General features: G+C 70.9%; 10 protein-coding genes and 1 tRNA gene. 6 read left to right on the forward strand and 5 right to left on the reverse strand.

Annotated features, from left to right (window positions below; all coding sequences use genetic code 11):
- Positions 1–134 precede the first annotated feature (134 nt).
- The gene (locus B4N89_RS07885; protein ID WP_078979188.1) at positions 135–1,592 is read right to left on the reverse strand and encodes a PP2C family protein-serine/threonine phosphatase; all 1,458 of its coding nucleotides are present in this window, start codon (positions 1,590–1,592) and stop codon (positions 135–137) included.
- Positions 1,593–1,950: 358 nt separating this feature from the next.
- Between B4N89_RS07885 and B4N89_RS07890 the strand changes: the two genes are divergently transcribed.
- Positions 1,951–2,535, forward strand: coding sequence for an ATP-binding protein (locus B4N89_RS07890; RefSeq protein ID WP_143657894.1), 585 nt, complete (start codon positions 1,951–1,953; stop codon positions 2,533–2,535).
- A 201-nt stretch (positions 2,536–2,736) separates the two neighbouring features.
- Here B4N89_RS07890 and B4N89_RS07895 read toward each other — a convergent pair whose 3' ends face one another.
- Together B4N89_RS07895 and B4N89_RS07900 are read right to left on the reverse strand one after the other, a co-directional pair.
- The gene (locus B4N89_RS07895) at positions 2,737–3,087 is read right to left on the reverse strand and encodes a MerR family transcriptional regulator (RefSeq protein ID WP_078975194.1); all 351 of its coding nucleotides are present in this window, start codon (positions 3,085–3,087) and stop codon (positions 2,737–2,739) included.
- Between the two features lie 1,619 nt (positions 3,088–4,706).
- On the reverse strand, positions 4,707–5,222 hold the full coding sequence (locus tag B4N89_RS07900) for a nitroreductase/quinone reductase family protein (RefSeq protein ID WP_078975195.1): 516 nt from the start codon (positions 5,220–5,222) through the stop codon (positions 4,707–4,709).
- An 86-nt stretch (positions 5,223–5,308) separates the two neighbouring features.
- Between B4N89_RS07900 and B4N89_RS07905 the strand changes: the two genes are divergently transcribed.
- Both B4N89_RS07905 and B4N89_RS07910 read left to right on the forward strand, forming a co-directional pair.
- On the forward strand, positions 5,309–6,007 hold the full coding sequence (locus B4N89_RS07905; RefSeq protein WP_078975196.1) for a TetR/AcrR family transcriptional regulator: 699 nt from the start codon (positions 5,309–5,311) through the stop codon (positions 6,005–6,007).
- Positions 6,008–6,305: 298 nt separating this feature from the next.
- Positions 6,306–6,797: a type II toxin-antitoxin system PemK/MazF family toxin gene (locus B4N89_RS07910; protein ID WP_078979189.1), complete on the forward strand. Its 492-nt coding sequence runs from the start codon at positions 6,306–6,308 to the stop codon at positions 6,795–6,797.
- Positions 6,798–7,109: 312 nt separating this feature from the next.
- Here the strand turns inward: B4N89_RS07910 and B4N89_RS07915 are convergent.
- Together B4N89_RS07915 and B4N89_RS07920 are read right to left on the reverse strand one after the other, a co-directional pair.
- Positions 7,110–7,183, reverse strand: a tRNA-Val gene (locus B4N89_RS07915).
- Positions 7,184–7,515: 332 nt separating this feature from the next.
- Positions 7,516–8,499: a hypothetical protein gene (locus B4N89_RS07920; protein WP_143657895.1), complete on the reverse strand. Its 984-nt coding sequence runs from the start codon at positions 8,497–8,499 to the stop codon at positions 7,516–7,518.
- Between the two features lie 497 nt (positions 8,500–8,996).
- On the opposite strand from B4N89_RS07920, the gene B4N89_RS07925 reads away from it, so the two are divergent.
- From B4N89_RS07925 to B4N89_RS07935, 3 genes are all read left to right on the forward strand, one after another.
- Positions 8,997–10,160, forward strand: coding sequence for a serine hydrolase domain-containing protein (locus tag B4N89_RS07925; protein WP_078979190.1), 1,164 nt, complete (start codon positions 8,997–8,999; stop codon positions 10,158–10,160).
- A 61-nt stretch (positions 10,161–10,221) separates the two neighbouring features.
- On the forward strand, positions 10,222–11,202 hold the full coding sequence (locus B4N89_RS07930; protein ID WP_078975198.1) for a PhzF family phenazine biosynthesis protein: 981 nt from the start codon (positions 10,222–10,224) through the stop codon (positions 11,200–11,202).
- A 349-nt stretch (positions 11,203–11,551) separates the two neighbouring features.
- A complete protein-coding gene (locus tag B4N89_RS07935; protein WP_078975199.1) occupies positions 11,552–12,145 on the forward strand; it encodes a lytic polysaccharide monooxygenase auxiliary activity family 9 protein in 594 nt (197 codons plus the stop codon).
- The last annotated feature ends 85 nt before the right edge of the window (positions 12,146–12,230 follow it).

Raw genomic sequence — 12,230 nt, forward strand, 5'->3', positions numbered from 1 at the left:
ACATCGGCGGGCGCCCCGAAGCAGTCCCGGTTCGCGGTCACGGCCTCGTACACGTCCAAGCACAACCACCTCCCGCGCCCCCACACCGCCGGCGAGGTGGGAGACGAAGAGGTGACCGGCACGATCCCGGCGGTTCAACGGTGTCGGCGCTGCCGCCCGACGAGGGCGGGGGTGGTGCTTTGGGCCGTCGCGGTGATGCCGGCGACCGCCGCGGTGTCGCGGGCCGGGACGGACAGGGCGAGCAGGGCGACGTCGTCACGGTCGGAGTCGGGCAGCGTCCCCAGGAGGGCGACGGTGTCCTCGACGAGGGCCCCGGCGGTGAGGGCGCCGGGGCGCAGGGCCAGGAAGGCGGTCAGGCCCTCCTGGTCGAGTCTGGCGCCTTCGGCGGTACGGGCCTCGGTGAGTCCGTCGGTGTACAGGAGCAGGCCTTGGCCGTGGGCCAGATGCAGGGTCCGGGAGGCGAACGTGGCGTCGGCGAACGCGCCGACGAGCATGCCGCCCTCGGCCCGTACCGTCTCCACCCGCACGCCCGCGCCCGGGTCGGGGCTGAGGTGGTAGGCCGGGGGATGGCCGCCGGTGGCCAGGGTGACGGTGAATCCGCCGTCGGAGTGCGGGTCGAGCATGCCGAAGATCGCGGTGCAGAATCGGGTGCCGACCGAGGCGTCGAGAAGCAGGGCGGTATTGAGCGCGGTGAGCGCGACGGTGGGGTCGGCGTCGATCAGGGCGGCGGCGCGCAGGGTGTAGCGGGTCAGCGAGGTGACCGTGGCGGCCTCGGCGCCCTTGCCGCACACGTCGCCGAGGAAGAAGGCCCACCGCCGGGCGCCGAGCGGAAAGACGTCGTAGAAGTCGCCGCCGACCTCCCGCGGCGAGGCCGTCTGGTAGTGGCAGGCCAGCTCCAAGCCGGGTACCGCCGGCAACAGCGGCGGTATCAGGGTCCGTTGCAGCGTGGAGGCGAACGCGGCGATGGCGGCCCGGTCCCGCTCCGCGCGCAGCCGCGCCTGCTCCTCCGCGCGGCGCCGGTCCTGCTCGACCCGGTTCCGTTCCCGCTCGGCCCGGACGGCGTTCAGCGCGGACAGCCGCAACTCCAGCTGGTCGCGCACTATCGCGGCCAGGTCCGCGAGGGTGGCCGCGTCGGCGGCGTCGACTCGGCGCGGGCGGGTGTCGAGGATGTTGACGGTGCCGAGCCGGTGGCCGTCGGCGGTGACGATCGGGGCGCCGGCGTAGAACCGCACCCCCATGGGTCCGACCACCATCGGGTTCGAACACGCGACGGGATCCACCAGCGTGTCCGGAATGATCAGCGTCTCGTCGCTCAGCACCGCCGAGTCGCACAGGCCCGGGTCGCGGCCGATCTCGGTGACGCCGGGCAGGCCGTGTACGGCCTTGAAGCGGATGCGATCGGTGTCGACCATCGTCACGGTCGCGACGGGGACGTCGAACAACCGGGCCGCGAGGGCCGCCACCCGGTCGCAGGCGCCGTCGGGCAGAGCGTCGAGGGTGTCGTAGCGACGCACCGCCGCGATCCGGTCCGCCTCCACCGTCGACGACCCGTTCGTCGGCCGGGCCTCGGGTACGGCTGTTCGTTCGGACATGTGCCTCGTCTCGTCTGCCCCCGTGAAGACACCCGCCAGGACGGCGGGAGCCCGTACGGCCGCCCCCGAGGCGACGGACATGGGCCGCGCGGGGGCGGTCGCGGTTCGTCCCTCGTCGTCGACCGGTGGTCCGGGTTCCGGTGATGGGCGAGGTCGTCCACACCTTGGGGAGCCACCTATCCCTGCCCCCGATCCGCCGAGCCGAACTCGCGACGATCCTCGCGGGCGGCCGAGGCTTGAGTCGCCGATCGGGGGGCAGGTGTGCGAGCGTCCCGAACGAGCGGTCGGCGCGCCGGCGCCGAGCCCGAGTGCCGGCCGCTGTCCGCCCGTGTCCCCGGCCCTGGAGGAAGGTCAGGTCATGACTCGACTTCGCCGTTCCCTCTTCCGGTGGCGGGTGCCGCGGCAGACCGGTGCGGCCGGGAGGGCCCGGGGGCAGGTGCGGGCCGCGCTCGCCGGCTGGGGCTGGGACGAGGACCGCGTCGCGACGGCCGTCCTGGTCGTGTCGGAGCTGTTGACCAACGCCCGGTTGCACACCGACGGGCCCATCGGCCTGACCGTACGCCGCACCAGGCACGGGGTACGGCTGTCGGTCACCGACGCCGACCCCCGGCCGCCGGCCCGGCGCGACACCGGCCCCCACCACGAGGGCGGCTTCGGCCTGCACATCCTCGACACGATCACCGCGCGCTGGGGCATTCGCACCCACCGAGCCGGCAAGACCGTCTGGGCCGACCTCGACGCCCCCCACCGCGACGCCCGCTCCCGCCCGTGGCCGGCCCGCGCCCGATCGACCGCCGCCGTGGCCCGGGCCGCATTCGCGGCGGGGTCACGAACGGCTGCGGCAACGGCCCGGGTGCGCCTACCCCCGACCCTCCGACGCGCACGACGCGCCCGGCGCGGGGGCACTGGCCTGATGCTCATGAACACATTCGCGGCGGCGTAGTCCGCCGTTCCGACCCTGATGGACGATGCGGCCCGGCACAGGAAGTCGACCGGCCCGGGTCGCCGGTGCAATGCGGCGGGCGGCGGGCGGATGCGGCGTCGGAGCGTGCCGAGCCGGAAACGGCGGCGGTCTCGGTGGCGATGGATGATCCGCGTGGGGCGCGTGCCCGTCGGGGCACCGCGCCTCGGCGTCCTCAGCGGGTCAGGAGTCGTCGTCCGAGCGGGTCTCGGCCGCGTCGCGCAGTTCCGCGTTCAGGCGCAGGGCCTCCTCGAGTTGGTCCTCGAGGATGACGATGCGGCAGGCGGCGTCGATGGCGGTGCCCTGGTCGACGAGTTCGCGGGCACGTTGGGCGATGCGCAACTGGTAGCGGGAGTAGCGGCGGTGGCCGCCCTCGGAGCGCAGGGGGGTGATCAGGCCGTAGTCGCCGATCGCGCGCAGAAAGCCCTGCGAGGCGCCGATCAGTTCGGCGGCGCGCCCCATGGTGTAGGCGGGGTAGTCGTCGTCGTCCAGCCTGTCGGCCTTGGTCGGGGTCGATCCGGGTTCGGGGGCCATCGGCGCCTCTCTTGAGTTCACGTCCGTATGCGGGCTGCTCGGGAAACGCATCGAGGGGCCCTGGTGCCGTACGGCACCAGGGCCCCGAAAGAAATCCACACCATCCACCGACACCGACGTGTCGGCCTACTTGTTCCGCGTCCGCCCCAACAGGTGGGGGCGCGGGGATCGCAATTGCGTGACCGCGGACCACCTTTCGTACCGGCGTCTCTACGGATCCCACTCGGCCGAACAACCTCACCGCGCCGAGCGGGCGATCCGGATGGTGTTCGCTCCTTCCTCTCCTACCTTCGTCGTACAACGTGTACTGCCACTGCGGGTACAACCGAACTGCCGGGAACTGCTCGTCCTGCACGCGGCCCCGTGGGCCGCCCTCGGTTTCTCCTCGGCCCGACAACCAGCCTCCGGAACCCTCGCCGAACAACACATGGCCCCGGGACTCTGCTGTCGAACCCTCAACAACGCGCGCCAGTTCGTCTCTGTCGCGCCTCACTGATTCGCTTGGCTACACCAGGAAACATACCCACAGTCTCGCTCCATGTCTACTGCGGCCACGGTAGATTTTCCAGCGTCGTCGGATAACGAAGTTCGCCCGGAACGCGGTGCGGCCCGGGCGGCATGCGTGGGCGCCGTCATCGCGCCCCTCGTTCTCCGCAAAAAGTTGAGGGGCCCTGGTGCCTTACGGCATCCAGGGCCCCGAAGGAACTGCTACACCACCTGCCGGCCTGTTACTGCACCGGCTTACCGTTTCCGCGGGCCCGACCGAAACTGCCGTCGGGGGCGCGGGGATCGCGGTTGCTCGACCGGAGACCACCTCACTATCGATGTCCTGCGGTACCCGGGCTCAAGACTTCCGCCCGGGCGATCCCGATGGCGCTTCCACTCCTTCGTTCTTCCCTCGGTGACGATGCACTGCGTACTGCCGGTACTGCGGTACTACTGGTGTTCCTCGTGTTGCGCACTGCCGGTGATACATACCGCTCGGTGGCCTGTGACAGCACCACCCTTCGACAGCCGGCCCCGATCGCCCGTCCTGCCACCACTTGGCGTGGAACCCCACTGCCGAACCTCCCGGTGCGTGCGCCCGCAGTCGACGCCTTCACCGAGGTACTGCTCACCTACTGCACTGCGGGTACTGCTCACGGTGGCCACTATCACCCAGGCCACCCGGTGCGACCGTCGGTCCCGTCGCCGCCTTTCGACAACTGGCTTCGGAACCCCACCAGCGCACCGTCCTGCACACTGCAACTTCGCGTACTTCGCCCGGCAGTTCATGTCTGCCAGGGCCTTCTGTCTCTCTGGGCTACAAGAGAAACCATACCCACACCAGAACCCAATGTCTACTCCCGCCACAACAGATTTTTCCCAGTCCCAGGAGCACAAAATCCGCCTCGCACCAAGGCCATCCTCAACGGCCGCCCATACGGATCGAACTCCACCACGCACGCAGCCCGCCCCACGCACAGTCGAAGGCGGATCGCAGACGGATCCAGGATGAGCGAACCCGCCCCACTCACCCCAGTCCCGGTCGAACGGTGTTCCCCGGCCGTGGCCCACCGCTTCCGCTTGGGCGATGCATCCGGGATACCGGCCCCCTGCGGGGCAACCGGGCGTAGGCCCTATCCGTCTACGCGCTCCAGCACGACAACGGGGATCTGCCTGCCCGCAATTGCCTCGAACTCGGCGAACTTCGGGACGAGCGCCACCTCTTGCGCCCACAGTCGCTCGCGCTCTTCTCCGTGCGCGAGCCGGGCCGTGACCGGCACGGTCCGGGTGCCCACCTCGACGGTGACGCGCGGGTTCGCCATGAGATTGCGGACCCATGCCGGATCACGCGGACTGCCACCGTGGGTTCCGAAGACGGCCCAGCCGTTGTCGACCGGCTGGAAGAACAACGGGTTGATCCGCTTGCGGCCGCTCCTGGCCCCGATGTTGTGCACCAGGATGAGCGACATTCCCCGTTCGTCGAAGCCGGGTATCCGGGGCGGGACGGGACGGCCTGCCGCGAACTCCGCCTCGCTGCTCCAGGACACACACCCGGCGTTCGCCCGGAACTCGGCGATGATCCGTTCGTTCCAAGTGGTGCCGTCCGGCACGGTGACATCGTTCGCGCCGGTCGTGGACGGGTCGGACATGGCTTCCCTCTCGCTATCCGGAGCACGTGCTCCTCAAAGTAGCACGCGCGGAGCACCTGCTCCGGATAAGCCATAGACTCATCCCCATGCCAGTGGCCGAACCAGAAGAACCGGAAGACCCAAAAGAACCGAAAGGCACCACAAAACGCCGCGCGGCGCGCGCGGACGCGACCCGCAATCGCGAAGCGATCATCGAGGCCGCCTCGGAAGTCCTGGCCACCCGCGGCACCGCGGTGGACGTGCGCGAGATCGCCGCCCGCAGCGGAGTGGGCATGGGCACCCTCTACCGGCACTTCCCCAAGAAGGAAGACCTCATCCGCACCGTCCTGCACCGGGAATTCTCCCGATGGGCGGACTCCGCACGCCAAACGGCCATCGAGGCCCGAGACCCCTGGGCCGCCCTGACCGACTTCTACCGACAGGCCCTCACCGGCTACGCACGCCACAGCGCCATCATGGAAAACTTCGCCCTGACCTGGTCGGTCCCCGACCTCGACGGCATCCGGCAGCTTCGCCTGGTCATCGAGGAACTACGCGCCCGCGCCACCGACGTGCTGCGCCCCGGCGTGACCACCGACGACCTTCTGCTCCTGCTGGTCTCCCTGGGCCACGCCGTACAGGTCACCGACGACTGCCGCCCCCACATGTGGAACAGACTGCTGCACATCTCCCTCGCCGGCCTGCACGCCGACCACCGCGAGCCACTACCCACCGAGCCGGCACCGACACCCGCAGCACCAAAGCACCGAGCCGCCACCGACCCCGCCCGAGACAACTCGGCATGACCCGAGAGGCGGCCGATCTGCAAGTTTCCCCACTGGCTGGCCGCCTCTTGGTGGTCCTGAGCTGTGTATCTGACCGCGTGCGGACAGACTCGGACTGTCGACCCCCGCTTTGTTCGGTTCGGCTTCGGTGCGAACCGTGCGGGCGTCGAGCAGCCGGCCCGCCCGGTCGGACATCGCGCCTTGTCCGGGGGATCCCGGGCGGGTCCTGGTCGCGATACGGTCGGGCTCGGCCTGGTGGGGAGGTGCCCGGGTGATGACCGTTGTGGGCATGTTCTTGTACGCGGCAGCGATGATCTTGATGGTCAAGTTCACCTTTCGCGAGATCCGACGGTGGCTGCGGGGTGAAACGGGCCGGTCGCGCCTTTGGTGGCGCATATCCGGACCTCCGACCCGCCCCTGGAGCGGAGCGCCGGGCCGTTCGGCCGGTCCTTGGGGACGGACGCCGATCCCGTCGCCTCGCCCCCGGGAGTGGGCTCCCGAACTGCCGTGGCCGGGCGAAGTCTGGTGGGCACTGGTGCCCTTCGCCGAGGTCGCGGGCGCCAAGGATCGGCCGTGCCTGGTGTTATCCGTACAGGGCGATGTCGCGTTGGTCGCCAAGATCACCAGTAGGTACCATCCCGCAGCCTCGGGGTTGATCCCGCTTCCACCGGGCAGCGTCGACGATCGTCAGGGCCGCCAGAGTTACGTGGATGCCCGCGAACACCGCTACGTCGCTTTCTCCGACTTCCGCCGGTGTGCGGGGTCCGTTCCCCCGACCGTGTGGCACCAGGTGCACCGAAACGTTCCCTGACTCGGCGCCGCGGGCTCGGTACGAGACCGACCGATGCTACGACGCCGGTCTGGTTTCCGTCAGCGTCGTACCCATACGTCGTGTTTCCTCGGGGCCAACCGCATGGATGAGTTCGTCGGCGACATCGTAGGCATACGCCGTCGTCGCCGGAGCACCCTGGGCGGCGCTCATAACCAGGCTGAGCCGCCCACAAGGTCCGCATTGGGATATCGCGCACGCACGCCACCCCACGCGGCCCTCCGCCCGGCGTGGACATCGACCCAGGGCGTGAAAAAGCCCAGGTCAGCGGGCTGACCTGGGCCTGATTTCGGGTGGGCACAGACAGACTCGAACTGTCGACCCCTGCTTTGTAAGAGCAGTGCTCTAACCAACTGAGCTATGCGCCCGGATGTGAGAGGACAGCCTACCGAATCCGTGGGGGTGCGTCGTGCCGCGTTGGGGTGGGGGTGGTCACGTCGTGGGGTGGCGGGAGTTGGGGGTACCGGGAGTTGGGGGTGCCGGCGGGGGTCGGCGGGGCGGGGAGGTGCGGGGCCTGTTGTGTTGGTGCTGGTCGGGGTGGTGGCGCTGTGTCTTGCTGCGGGTCGGGGTGCCCGTTTGGCGGCCGCTGTGCACGTGCGGTTGGTTGTGTGTGGCGGCGTTGCGGGGGGCCTGTGGTGGGCTTGTTCGGTGTCGCCGATGTGCTTTTCTGCGGTCGGCTGGGGTGAACGGCATCGGGTGCCTACCGCGCCGTGCCCCCGCCTGCGGCCGGTGACTGTGAGGGCTCGCCCGTCGGCACTTGTGGGAGGCCGGTGCTGCCTGGGAAAGCCCGGTTCGGCGGTGTCTGAGGGGGGCCGATCGGGACCTGCTCCCGGAAGTCGAGCATCTTCGCCCGCGCGGCCCGATTGACCTCCGGATCGACCCAGAGCGACCAACTCGGCGACATCACGATGTCCCGGAGCTGCTTGGTCGGCACGATCTCATACCCCGGAAATCCCAGGATCCCGGCGTCGATCCTCGACGTCGCCGTCGCCGAAACCCGCACGCCGTCGCGGCGGATCACCTGCGCGGCCCATTCCGAGGGTTCCTTGCCGCCGGGGTCCGGCGTCTGCCCCTCGGCCCGCGTCTGCGCGAGATAGCCGTGCGTGCCGTCGGGTCCCACAAAGGCATCACAGACGCGGTACATCTTCCGGACCGCCGCGCAGTCGTCACCCGCGGGATCCCGACCGCTCGCCTGCACCGTCACCGTGAGCGTCGCCGCTCCCTTGGGACTCGCCACGAGCGTCACCACGAACGCACCCACCGAAGTCGGGTCCCCCGTCTTCGACACGATCCCGGCTCCGGTCAGGTCCCGCATGCTGTCGCCCAACGGCATCTGCCGAAGGATCCGCGCGATCTCCTGCGGGGAGACCACCTCTCGGCCCGCCGGCGGAACGGCCGCCGGGTCGGGGGGAGGGCTGGTACTCGGCGCGGGCGCGCCCGCCGGTCCCGACGTCGCCCGTGTCGCCGACCGGCCGTCGTCCATCCCCGGGAGCACCACCGCGGCGGCCCCGCCCAGCGCCACCACCGCCACCGCCGACGCACCGATCCGCATCCGGCGCGCCCGGCGCATCCGTCGCCCCCGGGTGATCCCGCCCGCGACCAATCCCGCGGGCGGGATCAATTCGGCCGCCGCCCCGCGCATCGCGGCGGCCAACTGCTGCTCCTCAGAACCCGGGGATCCCATCGGCCTGCTGTCTCCTAGACATCCGTTCCACCACGTGTCGTGCCCCGCCCCGAGGCGGTGTCGGCAGGTCGCCCGCTCCCCACTCGGACCGGGCGGCCGTTACGTACCGTTCCGTACTCTTCCGTACCGGATACGGGCGCGACCACGGAGTGCGCCCGGCAGCCCGCCGGATCGCGCCGCAGGCCGCCCGCTCACCCACTAGATAGGACGCAGTGGACCCCCCGGCGCGTCACGGAAATTCGCCCGGATCATGAAGTACGTTCCACGCCAAGGCAGTTGCATTCCGAAGCCACGGTATTGGACCGCACCCCACGTCATCCGCGACACACCGTCCGTACCGAACCCCCCACGTGTCCCACGACCCGCCGGCCATCGGCCCGCGATTCGCCCGTGTCGAAGCGATGATTCCGCACCACCCGCGGAGTCTCCCTCTCGGCGGTACGAAGGCCGCCGCGCACGCGCAGCCGACCCGCACGCCGCCCCGAGGAGCCGACCCGATGAACCCGAGCACCCCAGACGACCTGCGCACACTGCTCGAAACCCACATCGCCGAGGGAACACCCCCGGGCGCCGTGGCCCTGCTCGCCCGCGGCGACCGCGTCGAGGTACGGGCCGCCGGCTCCCTCGACGCCGCCGGCACCGCCCCGATGGCCCGGGACTCGATCTTCCGCATCGCGTCACTCACCAAGCCCGTCGTCGCCGCCGCGGCGATGATGCTGATCGAGGACGGCCGAATCACCCCGGACGACCCGGTCGACGACCTCCTCCCGGAACTGGCCGACCGAAGCGTGGTCCGCACGCCCTCCGCCGCGATCGACGACGTGGTCCCCGCCGATCGCCCGATCACCGTGCTCGACCTGCTCACGTTCCGGGCCGGCTACGGCTTCCCGAGCGACTTCTCGCTGCCCGCGCTCGTCCCGCTGATGGAAAGGCTGGGCCAGGGTCCGCCGCAGCCGCAACAGGTCCCCGCGCCCGACGAGTGGATGGCGCGGCTGTCCGAGATCCCGCTACTCCACCAGCCGGGCGAGGGCTGGCTCTACAACACCTGTTCGGACATCCTCGGCGTACTGATCGCCCGGGCGGCCGGTCGTCCGCTGCCCGAATTCCTCGCCGAACGACTGTTCGAGCCTCTCGGCATGGTCGACACCGGCTTCGCGGTACCGCCCGCCGACCTGGGGCGGTTCACCACCTGCCACCTCACCGACCCGGACGGCAGCCTCCGTATCGTCGACGCCCCCACCGGCCAGTGGAGCACCCCGCCCGCCTTCCCGTCCGGTGGCGGCGGCCTGGTCTCCACCGTGGACGACTACCACGCCTTCACCCGCCTGCTCCTCGCCGAGGGCACCGTCGCCGGGCGGCGTCTGCTCTCGCCGGAGTCGATCCGCCGGATGACCACCAACCACCTGACCCCGGCGCAGCGCAGGGCCACCGACCTGTTCCTGGAGGGCCAGGGATGGGGCTTCGGCGGCTCCGTCGACATCGAGGCCGCCAACGCGTGGAACGTCCCCGGCCGCTACGGATGGATCGGCGGCACCGGCACCACGGCCCACATCGTCCCGACGACCGGCAGCACCGCCATCCTCTTCACCCAGGTACAACTCGCGGATCCCACCCCTCCCGCCCTGATGCGCGCGTTCTGGCAACTCGCCGCCCACGCCTGACCCCACGGCCCGCCGGCGGTCCCGGGAATCGTCCCGCCGCCCGACAACGTTGCCCTGCGACATGAAGACATCGGCCCCGGACCCGGCCCCCACCGACGCCCCGCTTCGCTACACCGCCTTCTCCACCGACCCGAACGGCGGCAACCCTGCCGGCGTGGTCCTGGACGCCGGCGCTCTGACCGACCGGGACATGCTCACGATCGCCGCCGAACTCGGCTACTCCGAAACAGCCTTCCTCACCCGAACCGAAACCGAAGCCGGACCCGGACCCGGACCCGAAGCCGGAATCAAAAGCGGAACCGGAACCGCAGCCGAATCCCCAGCCGAAGCCGCAGTCGAACCCACCACCCCCCGCACCTACACCGTCCGCTACTTCAGCCCCCTCGCCGAGGTCTCCTTCTGCGGCCACGCCACCATCGCCGCCGCGATCGCCCTCGCCGAGCGCATCGGCCCCGGCCCGCTCGCCTTCACCACCCCGGCGGGCCTCGTCCCGGTCGACGTAGCCCCCGGCCCCGACGGCCGGCTCCGCGCCACGCTCACCAGCGTCGAGCCGCACCACACCCCCGCCCCGGCCGCCGACGTCGCCGAAGCGCTGGCCCTGCTCGGCTGGAGCGCCGACGACCTCGACCCCGAACTGCCGCCCGGCTACGCCTACGCCGGTGCCCACCACCTGATCCTGGCCGCCGCGACCCGGTCCCGCCTGGCCGATCTGGATTACGACTTCGACGGCCTCGCCGCCTTCATGCGAGCCCGCGACCTGACCACGCTGCAACTGGTCCGACGCACCTCGGCGGACACCTTCCACGTCCGCGACCCGTTCCCCGTCGGCGGCGTGATCGAGGACCCGGCCACCGGCGCCGCCGCGGCCGCCCTCGGCCACTACCTGCGCGCCCTGTCCCTGGTCCCCGCGCGAGCCACCCTGACCCTGCACCAGGGCGACGACCTCGGCCGCCCCGGCGTACTCACCGTCGACCTCGACGAACACGACCCCCGCATCCGCGTATCCGGCCCGGCCGTCCCGATCCCCACCCCGACCGCCTGAACCCGCCACCGGCCCCGCCGCCCAACCACGCCGCCGAGCAGCCCCCGCCCGCCCCGATCCGGGTTAGCCAATTTGTGCCACAGGTGGTCCAGACCATTGCCGACCGGAATTCCCTCTTCTAACGTGAAGGAGCGCCCCCGGTAACGAAGGCACGCGACTCGCGCAGGTCGCACCCGACACGATCCGCACCCGGATCGTGTGGTTCCACGTTCGGATGCGGATGTCGACGTCCCATCGACTCGTGACATCCGCGCTCCGGCGCACGTGCGCACGCGCGCGGACCGTTTCGAGGCCGCGTCCGAACGAGTCTGCCCGTCCCGGCACGACTTCGTTCACGAGGAGAAGTTCGATGCGCAAGAGCACCATCCTGGCCACGCTGAGCGCTTCGGTGCTCGCCCTGCCGTTCCTGCTGCCGGCGTCCTCCGCCTCCGCCCACGGGTACATCTCCAGCCCCGCCAGCCGCTCCGCGTTGTGCGGCGAGGGCAAGGTCAAGCGCTGCGGCGACATCCAGTGGGAGCCGCAGAGCGTCGAGGGCCCCAAGGGTTACCCCGCGGGTGGACCGCCCGACGGGCAGCTGTGCGCCGGCGCGGACGGCCGCTGGGCCCCGCTCGACAATCCGCGCAACGGCGCCTGGCCGACCACCCCGCTCACCTCCGGCGCCTCGTTCAGCTTCACCTGGGAGATCGAGGCCCGGCACTCGACCACGTCGTTCCGCTACTACATCACCAAGCCGACCTGGAATCCCGCGACCCCGATCAGCCGCGCCCAGATCGAGAGCACCCCGTTCCTGACCGTCCCGTACCACGGTGCCCAGCCCGCCGCACACCAGGTGCACACCGGCACCCTCCCGGCCGGCCGCACCGGCCGCGCGCTGATCTTCGCCGTCTGGGACGTCGACGACACCGACAACGCGTTCTACTCCTGCTCCGACGTGACCTTCTGACCGGAGCACCCTCCGGAACCACCCGTCACACCCCGCCCGGCGGTCGCCCACAACGGCCGCCGGGCCCGCCACGCCCGACATCCCC

This window comes from Embleya scabrispora, from assembly GCF_002024165.1.
GTDB classification, from domain to species: Bacteria; Actinomycetota; Actinomycetes; order Streptomycetales; family Streptomycetaceae; genus Embleya; species Embleya scabrispora_A.

Coding starts and splice junctions, on each gene's coding strand:
- B4N89_RS07885 (WP_078979188.1), bottom strand. CDS start 1,592: ATGTCCGAACGAACAGCCGTACCCGAGGCCCGGCCGACGAACGGGTCG.
- B4N89_RS07890 (WP_143657894.1), top strand. CDS start 1,951: ATGACTCGACTTCGCCGTTCCCTCTTCCGGTGGCGGGTGCCGCGGCAG.
- B4N89_RS07895 (WP_078975194.1), bottom strand. CDS start 3,087: ATGGCCCCCGAACCCGGATCGACCCCGACCAAGGCCGACAGGCTGGAC.
- B4N89_RS07900 (WP_078975195.1), bottom strand. CDS start 5,222: ATGTCCGACCCGTCCACGACCGGCGCGAACGATGTCACCGTGCCGGAC.
- B4N89_RS07905 (WP_078975196.1), top strand. CDS start 5,309: ATGCCAGTGGCCGAACCAGAAGAACCGGAAGACCCAAAAGAACCGAAA.
- B4N89_RS07910 (WP_078979189.1), top strand. CDS start 6,306: ATGGTCAAGTTCACCTTTCGCGAGATCCGACGGTGGCTGCGGGGTGAA.
- B4N89_RS07920 (WP_143657895.1), bottom strand. CDS start 8,499: ATGGGATCCCCGGGTTCTGAGGAGCAGCAGTTGGCCGCCGCGATGCGC.
- B4N89_RS07925 (WP_078979190.1), top strand. CDS start 8,997: ATGAACCCGAGCACCCCAGACGACCTGCGCACACTGCTCGAAACCCAC.
- B4N89_RS07930 (WP_078975198.1), top strand. CDS start 10,222: ATGAAGACATCGGCCCCGGACCCGGCCCCCACCGACGCCCCGCTTCGC.
- B4N89_RS07935 (WP_078975199.1), top strand. CDS start 11,552: ATGCGCAAGAGCACCATCCTGGCCACGCTGAGCGCTTCGGTGCTCGCC.